Genomic DNA, 16,584 nt, shown 5'->3' on the forward strand with positions numbered 1-16,584 from the left:
TGGCCCCTTCCTTGCATGAACGGTCTCGGGGTGTCCGCCGTATCGACATATCCGGGCAACAAAGACGGAAGGCAGCACGCATGTTCATCGATCGCTTCGTCAGGCTGTTACCGAGGACGGGCTTGAAGAAAGCCGTCGAGAATCTCAACAAGGGAGATTACCGGAAGGCCTGCAGGGCCTTCGAGGATTACCTCGAGAGGCAGGGCGGGGTACGGAAGGATACTGACCACGAGATGGTCAGGATGTACCTCGTCGAGGCGTATATCGAGTACGCGAAGCAGCTCGAGGAGGGGGGGCGCGAGGAGCGCGCCGCCGAGATCCTCGAAAAGGCGATACGGATCGAGCCCCGGTACGCCGACGTGCACTACACGCTCGCGCGCGTGTACGAGCAGTCGGGTAAACGGCTCGACGCGCGGGAACGTCTGCGCAAGGCCCTCGAAATAAACCCCAATTTCTTCAGGGCGAGGATCATGCTCTCCCGCTCATGCGCGGTGGACGGCGAGATCGGCGAGGCGATCGAGCAGCTCGACGCATGCCTCCAGGTGGCGCCGAGCTTTCTCGCCGAACAGGTCGCGGAGGTCCTGAGCGAGTTGAAGAACGGGGCGTCGCCCTCCTCCCTCGCCGCGGAGTTCAGGCGGCTGCTCGAGGAGAAGCCCTCATCCTCGCAGGTCAGCAAGCAGATCGCTCTCGAGGCGATACAGAACGGGGATTACGATTTCGCGCTCGCGGAGCTCAAGAAGTGCCTGTCGATGAACCCGAACTACCCCGACCTGCACAATCTTCTCGGTATCGCATACGCGAACAAGGGCATGACGGACGATGCCGTCATGGAATTCGAGACGGCCCTGAAGATACATCCCGAATACCTGAAAGCGCGCGTCAATCTCGCGTTGACGCTCTTCGAGAAGGGGGCACGCGACGAAGCGGTCACGCATCTCGAGAAGGTCCTCGTGCTCGATCCGGAAAACGAACTGGCGCGCAATCTCATGGACGAAGTCAAGCCCGTGCACAAGGGGTAACCCGTGTCGAAAACGGAACTGAAACAGGATTACTACTCGATGCTCGAGGCATGGCCGACCTCGTCGAACGAGGACATCAAGAAGAACTATTTCCGCCTCGCGAAGCTCTACCATCCGGATGTCGCGGGGGAGAGCGTCGAGAGCCGGGAAAAGTTCAAGATGATCAACGAGGCGTACTCCGTCCTGAGCAATCCGCAGAAGAGGCACGATTACGACGAGTTCCTGCGGAAGGGCAAGGTCCATTCCCATCACGGAATCGCGATGCAGGAGAAGGATCGCCGCTCGGCCCAGCTGTCGTTCACCCAGGCGAAAGAGGCGATCAGGGCCGGGAGATTCGACAAGGCGGTTCTTCTCATCAAGGCGGCCCGCAAGTACGATCCCACGAACCCGGCCTACAACAGCTGGTACGGCTTCTCCCTGGCGATGCTCGGCACGCGGCTTCACGAGGCGAGGGATTCCTGCAAGCAGGCGATCCAGATGGAGTTCTACAACCCCGACTACCACGCGAATCTCGGTGTGGTCTATTTCAAGGCGGGATTGAAGAGCCTCGCGATCAAGCACTTCCGTGAATCGTTGAAGTGGGACAAGGAACATCGTGTCGCCCGCAAATATATGGACCTGGTCGGCGGGTCGTACGACCGCGGCGAGGGTCCAATCGATCGCATTGCCGGCACCGTACGCAGGCTCTTCAGGCGCTGACCGGCGCCCCGGCCGGCCCGCGGCGATTTCCTGTTGATTTTTTCCACCCCGGCGACTACCCTCCGCAATCGAGGTGGTCGCAATGAAAAAAACAGCTTTCGTGTGCCTCGGTTCCGACGGTTACGACAACGCATTCGTCTATCAGGAGCTGCCTCGCCGGTCCGACGGCGAGGAGTTCTTCGTTTTCGTCTCCCCGGGGGACCCCTCGCGCGGTCCGGCGCTGAGGCGGCTCTTCCGTGACGCGATCTCCGATTCACGGCTCGGATCGCCCTCGGTTTTCTTCGCGCGTCTCGTCGAACGGCTCGAAACCGCGGCGGGCGGAACGCCGGTCGACGAGCTGATGGCCGGTATCCTGTTCGTCGCGATGATCAGGCGTGGAGAGGAGATACACCTCCTCCGCGGGAAGGATTGCGTCGCGATCCACCGGAACGCGGTGACGGGGGAGGAGGGGCCGCTCGCATCGGCCTGCGCGGTCGCCGAGGTTCCCCTCCGGGCGGAACGGGAGCAGAAGGATCTCTTCTCGACCTTCGCCGAGGACCTCTTCGTCCTCGAGCGGTTCCGACTCCCCGCGGGACGCCACGCCCTCGTCTTCGTTCCATCGCGCGAGTTCATCGAACGGAACCGCCGGGTCCTGGGCGACTCGGTATTCTTCCCGTCCTTCGAGGCGCCCGACGGACGCGGCGTCGATATCAAAGCGGAACGGACCTTCCCGGCCCTGTGCTGGGATCTTCACCGGGCAAGCGCCGGTACGCGATCGCGCGCGGGGCTGCTCCGCCGCATCCCCCTGCCCGCCGCGGTCGGGGCGATCGCGGCCGTCGTGGCCGTCCTGCTCATCTTCGGCCCCTGGTTTCGCGGGGGAGGAGAGACGCCGGCGGGAACGAACGTGCTTCTTTCCGCGGCGGACGATCCCGCCGGAACGATTCCCTCGCCGGAGGCGGAAGAACCCGCCGACGATCCTCCAACGGAGGAGACGGTTGCTCCGGCAGCGGTCGCGCCCGCGATCGATCTCGGAGAATCGTGGAAAAAGAAGTTTCCCGCTCCCGTCACGTCGTCGCCCGTCGTCGACGGCGATCGAATCTATTTCGGATGCCGTGACGGTAATCTCTACGCCTACAATCCCAACGGCACCTTCGCCTGGAAGCACGAGTCCGGAGAGGGGATCGGCGCGATCCCCGTTCTCGCCGGCGGCCGCGTGATCGGCGCGAACTACGCGGGGAGGGTCTTCTGTCTCGATGCGGAGACCGGTGCGCCGCGATGGACCTTCGAGGCTGGTGCCCGCGTGGTCAGCAGGCCATACGTGACCGAGGGTCTCGTGATCGTCGGCACGATGACGGGACGCCTGACCGCGCTGCAAATCGACGACGGCTCGGAGGCGTGGAGCCAATCGATCGGCACCGAGATCTGGGCGGGCGTCGCCGGTTGCGGGAACGCCGTCCTCGCCGCGACGACCGACGGTGCGCTCGTGAAACTCACGTCGGCGGGAGAGATCGTCTGGCGCGCGAAGCCGGGCGGGGGCATTCGAACGACGCCCCTCTGCATGGAGGAGGACGGCATCGTCGTCTTCGGCACGTCGAGCGGCTACATCTACGGCTACACGATCGACTCGGGGGATCTGATGTGGCGGTTCGGCGCGGGGCACCCCGTGAACGGGTCGCCGACCGCCGGCGGCAGGACGATCGTTGTCGGGGCGGATGACGGGACGGTCTTCGCGCTCGACCGGAGCGGCAGGCTCCTGTGGAAGAAGGACGCCGGCGGCGCGATCAAGTCAACGCCGGCCGTGGGCGGAGGCGCGGTGTTCGTCACGACGTACGGGTCGCGTCTCGTCGCGATCGATCTGGCGACCGGAAAGGCCATCGACGAATACACGACCGCATCGCCCGTCTACTCCTCGCCGGCGATCGGGGGCGAACGGATCTTTTTCGGCTCGAACGGAGGCGTCCTGTACGCCCTCTCGCTCCACGGGAGCGGCTGAACGAAACAGGGTACCGCCGCCGCTGCGCCGGTTCGCCGGCAACCGGTCCGGGCGGGACCGGGTTGCCAGTGGACCGGCGATTGTGTATCTTGACGGGCGGAACCGGAGGTAATCGGCGTGTTCAAGGCAATCACGAAACGGCTGTTCGGCGACCGGCAGGGCCGCCTCGTCAAGAAACTCGGCCCCGTCGTCGCGGAGATCAGGTCGCGGGCGGAAAGCTACCGATCGCTGGAGGACGGGGATTTCCCCCGGAAGACGGCAGAGTTCCGCGACCGTCTCGCCGCCGGCGAGACGGTCGACGACATCCTCGTCGAGGCCTTCGCGCTCGTTCACGAGGCGTGCAGACGTCACGTCGGCCGCTCGTGGCCCGTCGTCGGAAACGAGACGAGCTGGGAGATGGTGCCATACGACGTGCAGTTGATGGGCGCGATCGTGCTTCACAACGGGTCGATCGCCGAGATGGCCACCGGCGAGGGGAAGACCCTCGTCGCGACGATGCCCCTCTACCTGAACGCGCTCCCCGGAAAGGGCGCGCATCTCGTTACCGTCAACGATTACCTCGCCCGACGCGATGCCGAGTGGATGGGCGAGATCTACCGGTTCCTCGGTCTCTCCGTCGGCTACCTGCTCAACGACATGAGCCCCGCCCAGCGGAGGGAGATCTACGCCTGCGACATCACCTACGGCACGAACAACGAATTCGGATTCGATTATCTCCGCGACAACATGAAGCTCCGCGCCGACGACCAGGTGCAGCGCGGCTACCACTACGCGATCGTCGACGAGGTCGACAGCGTCCTCGTCGACGAGGCGAGAACGCCGCTCATCATCTCGGGCCCGGTGCAGGGATCGTCGCGCGACGAGCATTTCATCAGGCTCCGCGGCAAGGTCGAGAGTCTCGTGAAGAACCAGAAGCGCATGATCAACGAACTGATGACCCGGGCGGGCCGTATCGACCCGGAGAGCGGGGAAGCGGAAGACGACGACGGCTTCTCGCTCGACGAGGCGCTGCTTCTGGCGAAACACGGGGACCCGAAGAACAAGCAGTTCACGAAGCTGCGCAAGAAGCCGGGATACGGGAAGCTCATGCTCGCGCTCGAGAACAGCCTGATGCGGGACAAGACGCTCCACGATTTCGACGAGCAGCTCTACTTCGTCATCGACGAGAAGGCCAACTCGATCGATCTCACCGAGAAGGGTCGCCAGACGCTCTCCGCCGAGGACCGGGAGATGTTCGTGCTTCCCGACCTGAGCCTCGAAATCAAGGAGATCGAGTCGGACGATTCCCTCGACGTCAAGGAGAAGGTCCGCAGGAAGGACGCCGCGTACCGGAACTACGCCGAGAAGAGCGAGATCATCCACTCCTTCTCGCAGCTCTTCAAGGCCTACACCCTCTTCGAGAAGGACCACGAGTACGTCGTCCAGGACGGCCGCGTGATGATCGTCGACGAGTTCACCGGGCGGATGATGCCCGGGCGGCGGTTCAGCGACGGGCTCCACCAGGCGCTCGAGGCGAAGGAGCGCGTGCAGATCGAGGGAGAGACGCAGACGCTCGCGACGATCACCCTCCAGAACTACTTCAGGATGTACGACAAGCTCGCCGGCATGACCGGCACGGCGGAGACCGAGGAAGAGGAGTTCCACAAGATCTACGGGCTCGAGGTCCATGTCCTGCCGACGAACAAGCCGATCCGGCGGGTCGATTACGACGACGTCATCTTCCGCACGAAGCGCGAGAAGTACCAGGCGATCGCCGAGGAGATCGCTCGTCTCCACCGCAAGGGGCTCCCCGTCCTCGTCGGCACGGTGAGCGTCGAGGTCTCCGAGACCCTGAGCCGCATGCTGAAACGCGACGGGATCCCCCACAACGTCCTCAACGCGAAGTACCACCAGCGCGAGGCGGAGATCGTCGCGGAGGCGGGCCGTGCCGGGGGCGTGACGATCGCCACGAACATGGCCGGGCGCGGCACGGACATCAAGCTCGAGGCATCGGTCGTGAAATGCGACGATTGCGTGATCCGCGCGGAGAACGGTTCCGCCGCCGACCGGAAGAAGGCCGACGAGTGCTTCGAGGACGTTCCCTGCGGGCTCCACATCATCGGCACGGAGCGCCACGAGAGCCGCCGCATCGACCGCCAGCTGCGGGGAAGGGCGGGCCGCCAGGGCGACCCGGGGGCGTCGCGGTTCTTCATCTCGCTCGAGGACGACCTGATGAGGCTCTTCGGATCGGAACGCATCTCCGGCGTGATGGATCGCCTGGGCGTGGAGGAGGGAGAGGTCATCACGCACTCCTTCATCACGGGAGCGATCTCGCGAGCCCAGAAGAAAGTGGAGATGTACAACTTCGGCATCCGGAAGCGGCTCCTCGAGTACGACGACGTGATGAACAAGCAGCGCGAGGTGATCTACGGCCGGCGGAACGACATCCTGGGCAGCGAGGATCTCGACGGCACGGTCCTCGAACTGGTCGACGGCGTCGTCGCCGACATCGTCGACGCGGTCACGCCGCACGAGACGCCCTACGAGGAATGGGATCTCGACGCGGCGTCGGTCGATCTCGAGAGCATCTTCATCTTTCCCTTCGACACCGCCAAACTCGACGACGCGGTCCGCCGGGACAGCGATCGCCTCGGCGAATTCTTCAGGGATCGGGCGAGGGAGGCGTACGAGCTCCGGAAATCGACGATCCCCCCCGATGTCATGCAGCAGCTCGTCAAGATGATCATGCTGCAGAGCATCGACGAGAAGTGGATGGACCATCTCTACGAACTCGATTCGCTCCGGGAGGGCATCCATTTCAGGTCATACGCGCAGAAGGATCCTCTCGTCGAGTACAAGCAGGAGGCCTTCTCGATGTTCGCGGAGATGGTCGAGCAGATCGACCGGGCCATCATCCGGGGGCTTTTCCACGCACGCCTCGACATCGAGCAGGAGGGACGCAGGCGCACGATCGAACCCGGCGTGGCGGTGCATCACGTCGCGAGCGCGTACGGGGGACAGGCCCAGCGGCGGATGCCGGCGACTCCTGCCGGCGGAGGCGCGGTCGGTCCCTCCGGCCCGGCTCCCGCGGCGCCGCAGGAGCCCGTGCGGGCGGAGCCGAAGGTCGGCCGGAACGATCCCTGTCCCTGCGGGAGCGGGAAAAAGTACAAAAAATGTTGCGGACGAACGTCGGGCTGAGCATTATACACCTTTCGCGCAGACAGGGCGGATGGAGCCCGAGGGTGGAAATGAACGAACGCATCAAGCAGATCATCGCGTACATCATGGATCCCGAGTCGATCGAGCTCAAGGATCCGGCGATGCTTCAGAGCGAACTGGAGGATCTCGGGTACTCCCACGACGAGATCGACCAGGCCATGACGCTGATAGACATCGATTCCCTCCGCGTCAGCGGCGGGCAGGAGCCGGAGTTTCCGGCGCGGGCCCGCGTGTTCGGCGAGGCTGAGCGCATGATCCTCTCGACGGATGCGCAGGGGTACCTGCTGCGACTCTACCGGCTCGGATGGCTGTCCGAGGCGAACATGAGCCTCGTCATCGAGAACGCCGGGATGGAGTACTCCGCGCCCGTCACCGTGTCCGAAGTCAGGGAGGTCGCCACGCGGTACGTCGCCGACCTTCCCGAGGAGTCCGAAGAGACGCCGTCCCGGCGCGGCGGACAAGTGCATTGACGCAAGGAGCGATCGTGGACCACGTGCTCGTCGTCGTCGAATCACCGGCCAAGGCGCGGACCATCAAGAAGTACCTCGGAAAGGGGTACACGGTGAAGGCCTCGGTGGGCCATATCCGGGATCTGCCGAAGCGCGAGCTGGGGATCGACGTCGAGGACGGCTTCAAGCCGAAGTACGTGAACGTCCGGGGCAAGTCGAAGGTCATCAAGGAGCTCCGGGACGAGGCGAAGAAGAGCGACCGCGTCCTCCTCGCCACCGACATGGACCGGGAGGGGGAGGCGATCGCGTGGCATCTCAGCGAGATCCTCACCCGGACCGACGTGCCGATAAAGCGCATCATCTTCAACGAGATCACGAAGAACGCCCTCCGCGAGGCCGTCGAGGAACCCCGCGACATCGATATCGACAAGGTGAACGCGCAGCAGGCGAGGAGGATACTCGACCGGCTCGTCGGCTACATGGTGAGCCCGGTGCTCTGGAAGGTCTTCTACCGCGGGTTGAGCGCGGGGCGGGTGCAGAGCGTCGGGTTGCGCCTCGTCATCGAGCGCGAGAACGCGATCCGCGCCTTCGTCCCGGAGGAGTACTGGTCGATAGAGGGGACGCTTCGCTCGGCCGGCGGGGAATCCTTTCCCGCCCGGCTGCTCAAGGTCGACGGCGAGAAGCCCGCGATCGGAGACGCCGGGGAGGCCGAGAAGGTCCTCGCGGAGATCCGCGCCTCCGAACCCGTCGTCGAGGACGTCAGGGTGAAGGAGAAGAGCCGCAATCCCCTGCCTCCCTTCATCACGAGCACGATGCAGCGCGAGGCCGCGGCGCGCCTCGGGTTCTCGGCGAAGAAGACGATGGTCCTCGCGCAGCAGCTGTACGAAGGCGTCGAGCTCGGCCCGGAGGGGGCCGTCGGGCTCATTTCCTACATGAGAACGGATTCGACACGCGTCAGCGACGAGGCCCACGAGCAGGGAAAACGATGCCTCGCCGAGCTCTACGGCCCCGAAAGCGTCTTCCCGGGCCGCCGGGGATTCAAGAAGGGGACGCGGACGCAGGATGCGCACGAGGCCGTCCGGCCGACCGAGTGCGGTCGTACGCCGGAGAGCGTGAAACCGTTCCTTTCCCGTGACCAGCTCGCGCTGTATACGCTGGTTTGGAAGCGCTTCCTCGCATCGATCGCCTCGCCGGCGGTCTTCGAGGTGCAGGAAGTGGACATCCGCGCGGGAAAGCGGTACATGCTCCGCGCGAACGGACGCCGGCTCGTCAAGCCCGGGTTCCTCGCCGTCATGGAGGACGGCAAGGCCGAGGAGGAGAGCTGGCTGCCGCCCGTCGCGAAGGAGGAGCGGGCCTCGATCGAATCGATGGACGCGACGCAGCATTTCACCGAACCGCCGGCGCGATACAACGAGGCGTCCCTCATAAAGGAACTCGAGGAGCGTGGCATCGGCCGTCCGAGCACCTACGCGAGCATTCTCAGCATCATCCAGGACCGGGATTACGTCGAGAAGGTGAAGGGATCCTTTCATCCGACCGAGCTCGGCGAGCATGTCTGGCGCATTCTCGACGAACACTTCCAGGACATATTCGAGGTCGATTTCACCTCCCGGATGGAGACGGAGCTCGACAAGGTCGAGGAGGCCGTCGACGACTGGCGCGACGTCATACGGTTCTTCTACGAGCCGCTCACCATCGATCTCGAGAAGTTCAAGGGCCGCGACACGCGCGAGCTCAAGAAGCTCGTCCAGGAGGAGACGGACGAACCCTGCCCGACCTGCGGAAAGATGCTCGTGCGGAAATGGAGCAGGAACGGCCCCTTTCTCGCATGCCCGGGATATCCGGAGTGCAAGTTCACGAAGTCCCTCGAGGAGACCGAGGAGCTCGATCGCGCGTGCCCGAAGTGCGGCGGGCGTCTCGTGTACAAGAGCGGCAGGTTCGGCAGGTTCATCGCGTGCAGCAACTACCCCGACTGCCGGTACACGGAGGCGGTGACGCTGGGCATCCCGTGCCCGCGCGAGGGATGCGACGGCCAGATCGTCGAGAAGCGCTCCCGACGGGGGAAGGTCTTCTACGGCTGCAACCGGTACCCGAAGTGCGATTTCGCCTCGTGGGACAAGCCGACCGACCGGAAGTGCCCGAGTTGCGGCGATGCGTATCTCGTCGAGAAGGATTCGAAGCGGAAAGGCCATTTCCTCCGCTGTCCCGCTTGCAAGCACGAGGAAACCTCCTGAGATGGAAACGACGGTCGTCGGCGGCGGACTCGCCGGTTCCGAGGCGGCCCTGCAACTCGCAGCCAGGGGAATCACCGTCCGGCTCCTGGAGATGCGGCCGGTCGCGACGACGCCCGCGCATCGGACAGGCGATCTCGCCGAGCTGGTCTGCAGCAACTCCCTGAAATCCGAGGATCCCTCGACGGCCTCCGGGCTTTTGAAGGCGGAACTGCGCCTGCTCGGATGCCGCCTCCTCGACGCGGCCGCGTCGGCGCGTGTTCCCGCCGGGCATGCGCTCGCGGTCGATCGGGAGGTTTTCTCGCGCGCGGTGACGGAGATGCTGGAAACCGAGCCGCTCGTCACCGTCGAACGGCTCGAGCAGACCGACCTCGACCTGCCGCCGGGCAGCATCGTCGCGACGGGGCCGTTGACCTCGCCGGCCATGGCCGATGCGATCGGCGAGGCGGTCGGTCGATCGGGACTGTTCTTCTACGACGCGATATCGATCTCGGTGAGCGCCGATTCGATCGACCGGTCGGTCGCCTGGGCAGGCTCGCGCTACGACAGGGGCGGCGACGACTACCTGAACCTGCCCTTCGAGGAGGAGGAATACGAGCGTCTCGTCCGGCATCTCCGGGAGGCGCCGAAGACCACGCCACGCGGCTTCGAGGAAGGGGCCTGCTTCGACGCCTGCCTCCCGGTCGAGACGATCGCATCGAGAGGGGAGGACGCGCTGCGGTTCGGGCCGCTGAAGCCGCGGGGGCTCGCCGACCCGCGCACGGGGCAAGAGCCGTTCGCCGTGCTCCAGCTTCGCAGGGAGACCCTCGACGGCTCGATGCTCGGGCTCGTCGGCTTCCAGACGAGGCTCACGCGCCCGGCGCAACGGGAACTGCTCGAATTGATACCCGGCCTCGCCGGGGCCGAGATCCTGCGTTGGGGAGCGATGCACCGGAACACCTACCTCGATTCCCCGCGCCTTCTCGACGACACGCAGGCCGCGCCGGGCCGCGATCTTTTCTTCGCCGGACAGCTCGCGGGGGTCGAGGGCTACGTGGAATCGATCGCGCACGGGCTCGTAGCCGCGATGAACGCCTCGCGCCGCCTGGCAGGACGGGGTCCGTTCATCCTGCCCCCCGAGACGATCACCGGCGCGCTCCAGCGGCATCTCGCCGCGCCGAGCTCCTTTTTCCAGCCGATGAACGCCAATTTCGGGCTCCTGCAACCCGTCAGGGGTCCCCGGCGGGAACGCCGGCGCCGCAAATCCGAGCGGAGCCTCGAGGCGCTCAAACGATTCCTTTCAGAGGGTGTTTGAATTGTCGGGCGCTTCCTGTCATACTCTCGGGCGATGATGACCGCAGACGTGAAGAGGTTCCTGCTCCATCTCGGCATGGAGAAGCGCGTATCTGACGCCACGATAAAGGCATATCGCGGTGATATCGCCCAATTCCTCGATTTCCTCGCCGTCTCGCTCGACCGCCGGCCACGTCCCGACGACCTCGACACGCTCGCCGTCCGTTCCTTTATCGCGTATCTCTCGCGAGAGGGATACACCTCGCGATCCATCGCCAGGAAGACGGCGTCCATGAAATCCTTCCTCTCGTGGTGCGCGCGGGACGGGATCATCGGCAAGGATCCGTCCGTGGCCGTCTCGCCCCCGAAGCGGAGACGGGACCTTCCCGTCATCGCCGGCGCGCGGGCGATCGAGCGCATGATGGGACTCCCCGACGCCTCGTCACGCGGGATCCGCGATCGAGCCGTCCTCGAGCTCCTCTACGGAACGGGAATGCGGCTCGCCGAGCTCGTCGGTTGCCGTCTCGGCGACTGGGACGTCGAATCCGGGACTGTCCGGGTGATAGGCAAACGCGACAAGGAGCGGATCCTTCCCGTCGGGGGAGAGGCCGCGGAGGCCTGCGAACGATACCTCAGGGATCGGACCGGCGCACCGGCGGTTGTCTTCTCGTCGAGGCGAAACTACCGGAGCCACTTCGAGGGCGCTCTCGGAACGCCCCTCGTCACCGGGAGGGGCGGCCTGGCGATCAGCCGGCGGACAATCCAGCGGATCGCGCGCAGGTACCTCGAACAGGTCGCAACGCTCACCCGCATGAGCCCGCACGTGCTCCGCCATACCTTCGCCACGCATCTCCTCGACGCAGGGGCGGATTTGCGGGCCGTACAGGAGCTGCTCGGGCACGCGAGCCTCGAGACGACGCAGATCTACACGCACGTGACGACCGAGCGGCTTCGCGAGGTCTTCGACAAGGCGCATCCGCGCGCCTGAAAACGAAAGGACAAGCGAAATGTTCAGGGGAACCACGATCATCGGAGTGCGGGTCGGCGACGTGTTCGCCATGGGGGGGGACGGGCAGGTCTCTCTCGGCGACACGATCGTCAAGCACGGCGCCCGGAAGATCCGGACGATCCCCGAGCGCGGCGTGATCGCCGGTTTCGCCGGTTCGACGGCCGATGCATTGACGCTCTACACGAAATTCGAGGGCAAACTCGACGAGTTCGGCGGCAACTGCCTCAAGGCGGCTGTCGAGCTCGCCCGCGAATGGCGGACCGACAAGGTGCTCAGGCACCTCGAGGCCCTGCTGGCGGTGATGGACGCGGGACACTCGATCACGATCTCCGGGAGGGGGGACGTGATCGAACCGGACGACGGGATCGTCGCCATCGGATCGGGCGGTTCGTACGCGCTCGCGGCGGCCCGAGCGTTCGTCGCGGAGACGGACCTGTCCGCGCCCGAGATCGTCCGGAAATCCCTTGAGATAGCATCGGGGATCTGTGTATATACCAACGGTGAGATCTCGTTGGAGTCATTCGGAGGATGATGGCGATGCGGGAATTGACGCCCACGCAGATAGTGAATGAGCTCGACAAGTACATCATCGGCCAGGACGACGCGAAGCGGTCTGTCGCCATCGCGCTGCGGAACCGATGGCGGAGGAGGCGGGTGGAAGGGCCGATCCGGGACGAGATCCTGCCGGCGAACATCATCATGCACGGTCCGACCGGTGTCGGGAAGACCGAGGTGGCCCGCCGACTGGCCCGGCTCGCGCAGGCGCCCTTCATCAAGGTCGAGGCGACGAAGTACACGGAGGTCGGCTACGTCGGCCGGGATGTCGAGTCGATGATACGGGATCTCGTCGAGATCGCGATAAACATGGAGAAGGAGGGCGCCTACGCTGAAGTGGAGGCCCGCGCCAGGCGAAACGCGGACGACCGCCTGCTCGAGATGCTCCTTCCCCGCGCGAGCGCCACGACGGACGGGGAGGATGCGGATACCCTCGAGGAGCGACGAGGCCGCACGAAGGAGAAGCTCCGGCAGAAGCTCGAGGCGGGCGCGCTCGATGCCCGCGAGGTGACGATCGAGACGACGGACCGCCCCAAGCCGTTCATCGAGATCTTCTCGAGCTCGGGGCTCGAGGAGATGGGCGTGTCGTTGCCGCCGGGTCTCGAGAAGATGATGCCGACGACGAAAAAGGGGCGGAAGGTCACCGTCGACGAGGCGCGTCGGCTCCTCGTCGAGGAGGAGAAGGAGAAGCTCGTCGACATGGACCGGGTCGTCTCGCGGGCCGTGAAAACGGTCGAGGAATCGGGGATCGTCTTCATCGACGAGATCGACAAGATCGCCGGCGCCGGCTCCGGACACGGACCGGATGTCTCGCGCGAGGGCGTGCAGAGGGACATCCTGCCCGTCGTGGAAGGGTGCAACGTGAACACAAAGCACGGCGTCGTGAAGACCGACCACATCCTCTTCATAGCCGCGGGCGCGTTCCACACGAGCAAGCCCTCGGACCTCGTCCCCGAGTTGCAGGGCCGGTTTCCGATACGCGTCGAATTCAAGGCCCTGACGGCGGAGGATTTCGAGCGGATCCTCCTCGAGCCCGAGAACGCGCTGATCAAGCAGTATGCCGCGCTCGTCGCAGCCGACGGGTGCGAAATCGAGTTCACCGCCGGTGCCGTGCGCGAGATCGCGCAAACGGCCTTCCTCGTGAACAGGAAGATGGAGAACATCGGGGCGAGACGCCTCCATACGATCATGACCACGCTGCTCGAGGACATCCTCTTCGAGTTGCCCGAATCGCACGCGGGACGCCTCTCGATCGACGAGACGACGGTCCGCGAGAAACTGGAACGCATCGTGAAGGACGACGACCTCGCGCGGTTCGTGCTCTAGCGCGCCGCCCGCCGTCGAAAGGAGAAGGAATGGCACTGGGCAAGAAGGACTTCCTCTGCATCCGCGACTTCCCGAGGACCGAGCTCGACGAGATACTCGCGCTGGCGCGCAGGCAGAAGCCGCTCGCCAGGCGGTTCGAACTCGAGCCGACCCATCCAGGCAGGGTCCTCGCCTGCATCTTCCACAAGCCGAGCCTCCGGACACGTATCAGTTTCGAGGTCGCCATACGCCAGCTCGGCGGCACGAGTCTCTACGTCACGGAGCGGGAGATCGGGATCGGCAGCCGCGAGGCGCCGAAGGACGTGGGGGCCGTGCTTTCGCGCTTCGTCGACGGCATCATGATCCGCACCTTCGACCAGGGATTGGTGGACACCCTCGCGTTGAATTCGACCGTTCCCGTGATCAACGGCCTCACCGACCTGCTGCACCCCTGCCAGGTGATGGGCGACGTCCTCACGGTCATCGAACGGTACGGGATGATCGACGGGAAGAAGGTCGTCTTCGTCGGCGACGGCAACAACGTCGCCCGGAGCTGGCTCAACGCCGCCGCGAGATTCCCGTTCAAGCTCGTGCTCACGTCGCCGGACGGGTACCAGCTCGACGGCGAATCGGTCGAGGCGGCCCGAAAGGACGGCGACCCGGATTACGAGTGGATCGAGGATCCCGCCGAGGCCGTCGAGGACGCGGACGTCGTCTACACGGACGTCTGGACGAGCATGGGGCAGGAGGAAGAGGCGGCCGAACGGCGGAGGAAGTTCGAGTTGTACCGCGTCGACGCGGCCTTGATGGGACGGGCGAACACCGATTGCATCTTCATGCACTGCCTGCCGGCTCATCGAGGAGACGAAGTGACCGATGAGGTCATCGATTCGCCCAACTCGGTGGTATACGACGAGGCGGAGAACCGGCTGCACATCCAGCGGGCGATCATCGGATTGCTCATGAAGTGACGATCGGGGAGGCCGTGAGAAAGACGATTTTTCCGTTCATCCTGCTCGCGGCGTCCGCGTGCGCCGTGCAGAAGCCGCCCACCGGCGGTCCGGAGGACCGGACGCCGCCGCAACTCGTCTCCTCGGTGCCGGCGCGCGATTCCACGGGCGTCGGCCGCGAGACCGGGGTGCGCCTCTTCTTCAGCGAGCGGATCGACGGCGAGAGCTTCAAGAGCCGCATACGCTCCTATCCGCCGCTCGAGTTCGAATCGGTCCGGGCGGACGACGACCAGCTCGAGATCCGCTTCCGGGAGGCGCTTCCGGAAACGACGATTGTTCTCGCCGTCTCGGGAGGATATCTCGACTACCACGGCGTCCGTTCGAAGCAGCCGATACTGCTCCGGTTCGCGACGGTCGATTCGATGGCGCGCGGGCGGATCGAGGGACGGATACGTTTCAAGGGGATCCCCGATTCGACCGGGGTCGCCCGGCTCTTCGTCGTCCGGCCGGATACAACGATCGACGTCGTCCGCGATCGGGAGGATCTCGTCGCGTTCGCCGATTGGCAGGGGCGCTACCGGTTCGACGGCCTGCCCGCCGATTCGTCGAGATATCTCGTTCAGGCCTTCCTCGACGCCGACGGCGACGGGAAGCCGTCCGGCGAGAAGGAATTCGCGCAGTTCCCCGCCGACACGCTGCTTCTCACGGCGAAGTTCCCGATCGTTCCGCACTTCGTCTTCGACATCATCGACCCGAACGAACCGGGCGGTGTCGAGGGGCGAATCATCGACGAAACCGGGCTCGGACGACTGCCGATCGTCGTTTTGCGGGCGGTCACCCCGGAGACAGGCCCCATCGTCGCCCTCGTCGACACGACCGGCGCCTTCGTGCTGCCGCGCATCCCGCCCGGTGGCTACCTCTTCACCGTGCTGGTCGACATGAGGCCCGATTCCCTGTGCGGCGACTACCCCTCGCCGGCCGACTCCTCGATCCTCCTGCCTGAACCGTGCTTCACCGCGCCGGAGACCCTCTTCGTCATGCCGGGGGAGACCGTATCGCTCGATCCGGTCACGCTCGGTCCGGGAGGCGCTCGATGAGCGGGGAACGCGCGTTCGTCAAGATGCACGGCGCGGGGAACGATTTCGTCGTCATCGGCGACCTCGACGGTGCCTTCCCGGCGACACCGGGCGTCGTCGCGGCGCTCTGCGCCGCGCACACGGGGATCGGGGCGGACGGCCTGATCCTCGTGGGACGCTCGTCGAAAGCCGATTTCCGGATGCGGTACTTCAACCGCGACGGCGGCGAGGCCGGCATGTGCGGTAACGGCGCGCGATGCGCCGCCCGGTTCGCGTTCGACGAGGAAATCGCCGGCGAGAGCATGGCCTTCGAGACGAACGCGGGAATCGTCAAGGCCGAGATCCTCGCGGGAGGGAAGGTGCGGATCGGGCTGGGGCCGGTGCGCGGCCTCCGCATCGGCCTGCGGCCGGGGAACGGATGGGAGGAAGCGCACGCCGCGGACTCGGGGGTGCCCCACGCGATCGTCTTCGCCCGGGACGCGAGAGAGCTCGCGGATCCGGACTTTCCCGCGCTCGCGGGGATACTCCGCGGCGATCCGATCTTCGGCGAGGCTGGCGCGAACGTCGACCTCGTCTTCGCGCAGGATCGCCACACGATCCGGTTCAGGACGTACGAACGGGGCGTCGAGGCGGAAACCCTGGCCTGCGGAACCGGCGCGGTCGCCTCTGCCGTCGTCGCAGCCGCTCTCGATCTCGTCGAGCCCCCGGTCGCGTGCGCAACGGCGGGGGGGGACATCCTCACGGTCGATTTCGTTCCGACGGGGGAGGGGGCGGAAGACGTATTCCTGACCGGACCGGCCGTCGTTTCCTTCCGCGGAGAGATCGGCGCGGAGCTTCTCCGATAGCCGA

General features: G+C 65.4%; 13 protein-coding genes. All 13 read left to right on the forward strand.

Going from position 1 to position 16,584, the window contains the following annotated elements; genetic code table 11:
• Positions 1 to 80 precede the first annotated feature (80 nt).
• The 13 genes from JW876_08875 to JW876_08935 all read left to right on the forward strand — a co-directional run bounded on the left by JW876_08875 (position 81) and on the right by JW876_08935 (position 16,580).
• Complete coding sequence (locus JW876_08875) at positions 81 to 1,019, forward strand: tetratricopeptide repeat protein (GenBank protein MBN1885620.1); 939 nt, start codon at positions 81 to 83, stop codon at positions 1,017 to 1,019.
• A 3-nt stretch (positions 1,020 to 1,022) separates the two neighbouring features.
• Complete coding sequence (locus JW876_08880) at positions 1,023 to 1,718, forward strand: DnaJ domain-containing protein (protein ID MBN1885621.1); 696 nt, start codon at positions 1,023 to 1,025, stop codon at positions 1,716 to 1,718.
• 82 nt (positions 1,719 to 1,800) lie between these two features.
• Positions 1,801 to 3,690, forward strand: a complete 1,890-nt coding sequence (locus JW876_08885) for a PQQ-binding-like beta-propeller repeat protein (GenBank protein ID MBN1885622.1) — start codon at positions 1,801 to 1,803, stop codon at positions 3,688 to 3,690.
• A gap of 117 nt (positions 3,691 to 3,807) precedes the next feature.
• Positions 3,808 to 6,867: a preprotein translocase subunit SecA gene (gene secA / locus JW876_08890; protein ID MBN1885623.1), complete on the forward strand. Its 3,060-nt coding sequence runs from the start codon at positions 3,808 to 3,810 to the stop codon at positions 6,865 to 6,867.
• A gap of 50 nt (positions 6,868 to 6,917) precedes the next feature.
• Positions 6,918 to 7,358 (forward strand): DUF494 family protein, encoded by a 441-nt coding sequence (locus tag JW876_08895; protein ID MBN1885624.1) that lies wholly within the window; start codon positions 6,918 to 6,920, stop codon positions 7,356 to 7,358.
• A gap of 14 nt (positions 7,359 to 7,372) precedes the next feature.
• The gene (gene topA, locus JW876_08900) at positions 7,373 to 9,571 is read left to right on the forward strand and encodes a type I DNA topoisomerase (protein ID MBN1885625.1); all 2,199 of its coding nucleotides are present in this window, start codon (positions 7,373 to 7,375) and stop codon (positions 9,569 to 9,571) included.
• 1 nt (position 9,572) lies between these two features.
• The gene (gene trmFO / locus JW876_08905; GenBank protein MBN1885626.1) at positions 9,573 to 10,862 is read left to right on the forward strand and encodes a methylenetetrahydrofolate--tRNA-(uracil(54)-C(5))-methyltransferase (FADH(2)-oxidizing) TrmFO; all 1,290 of its coding nucleotides are present in this window, start codon (positions 9,573 to 9,575) and stop codon (positions 10,860 to 10,862) included.
• Between the two features lie 48 nt (positions 10,863 to 10,910).
• On the forward strand, positions 10,911 to 11,828 hold the full coding sequence (locus JW876_08910; GenBank protein MBN1885627.1) for a tyrosine-type recombinase/integrase: 918 nt from the start codon (positions 10,911 to 10,913) through the stop codon (positions 11,826 to 11,828).
• A 19-nt stretch (positions 11,829 to 11,847) separates the two neighbouring features.
• The gene (gene hslV, locus JW876_08915; GenBank protein MBN1885628.1) at positions 11,848 to 12,381 is read left to right on the forward strand and encodes an ATP-dependent protease subunit HslV; all 534 of its coding nucleotides are present in this window, start codon (positions 11,848 to 11,850) and stop codon (positions 12,379 to 12,381) included.
• A 5-nt stretch (positions 12,382 to 12,386) separates the two neighbouring features.
• Entirely contained in the window at positions 12,387 to 13,730 is a 1,344-nt protein-coding gene (gene hslU, locus JW876_08920) for an ATP-dependent protease ATPase subunit HslU (GenBank protein ID MBN1885629.1), read from the forward strand.
• A 29-nt stretch (positions 13,731 to 13,759) separates the two neighbouring features.
• Positions 13,760 to 14,680 carry an ornithine carbamoyltransferase gene (gene argF / locus JW876_08925; protein MBN1885630.1) on the forward strand — a complete coding sequence of 307 codons (921 nt, stop codon included), beginning with the start codon at positions 13,760 to 13,762 and terminating at the stop codon, positions 14,678 to 14,680.
• Between the two features lie 14 nt (positions 14,681 to 14,694).
• Positions 14,695 to 15,756 carry an Ig-like domain-containing protein gene (locus tag JW876_08930; protein ID MBN1885631.1) on the forward strand — a complete coding sequence of 354 codons (1,062 nt, stop codon included), beginning with the start codon at positions 14,695 to 14,697 and terminating at the stop codon, positions 15,754 to 15,756.
• A complete protein-coding gene (locus tag JW876_08935) occupies positions 15,753 to 16,580 on the forward strand; it encodes a diaminopimelate epimerase (protein MBN1885632.1) in 828 nt (275 codons plus the stop codon). The genes JW876_08930 and JW876_08935 overlap by 4 nt, the downstream gene beginning before the upstream one ends.
• Positions 16,581 to 16,584: the final 4 nt, after the last annotated feature.

It is taken from the genome of Candidatus Krumholzibacteriota bacterium (genome assembly GCA_016931295.1).
Taxonomy (GTDB): Bacteria; Krumholzibacteriota; Krumholzibacteriia; order Krumholzibacteriales; family Krumholzibacteriaceae; genus JAFGEZ01.

Excerpts from the sequence above, each read along its gene's own strand:
- JW876_08875 (MBN1885620.1), top strand. The coding sequence starts at position 81 with ATGTTCATCGATCGCTTCGTCAGGCTGTTACCGAGGACGGGCTTGAAG.
- JW876_08885 (MBN1885622.1), top strand. The coding sequence starts at position 1,801 with ATGAAAAAAACAGCTTTCGTGTGCCTCGGTTCCGACGGTTACGACAAC.
- JW876_08895 (MBN1885624.1), top strand. The coding sequence starts at position 6,918 with ATGAACGAACGCATCAAGCAGATCATCGCGTACATCATGGATCCCGAG.
- trmFO (MBN1885626.1), top strand. The coding sequence starts at position 9,573 with ATGGAAACGACGGTCGTCGGCGGCGGACTCGCCGGTTCCGAGGCGGCC.
- hslV (MBN1885628.1), top strand. The coding sequence starts at position 11,848 with ATGTTCAGGGGAACCACGATCATCGGAGTGCGGGTCGGCGACGTGTTC.
- hslU (MBN1885629.1), top strand. The coding sequence starts at position 12,387 with ATGCGGGAATTGACGCCCACGCAGATAGTGAATGAGCTCGACAAGTAC.
- argF (MBN1885630.1), top strand. The coding sequence starts at position 13,760 with ATGGCACTGGGCAAGAAGGACTTCCTCTGCATCCGCGACTTCCCGAGG.
- JW876_08935 (MBN1885632.1), top strand. The coding sequence starts at position 15,753 with ATGAGCGGGGAACGCGCGTTCGTCAAGATGCACGGCGCGGGGAACGAT.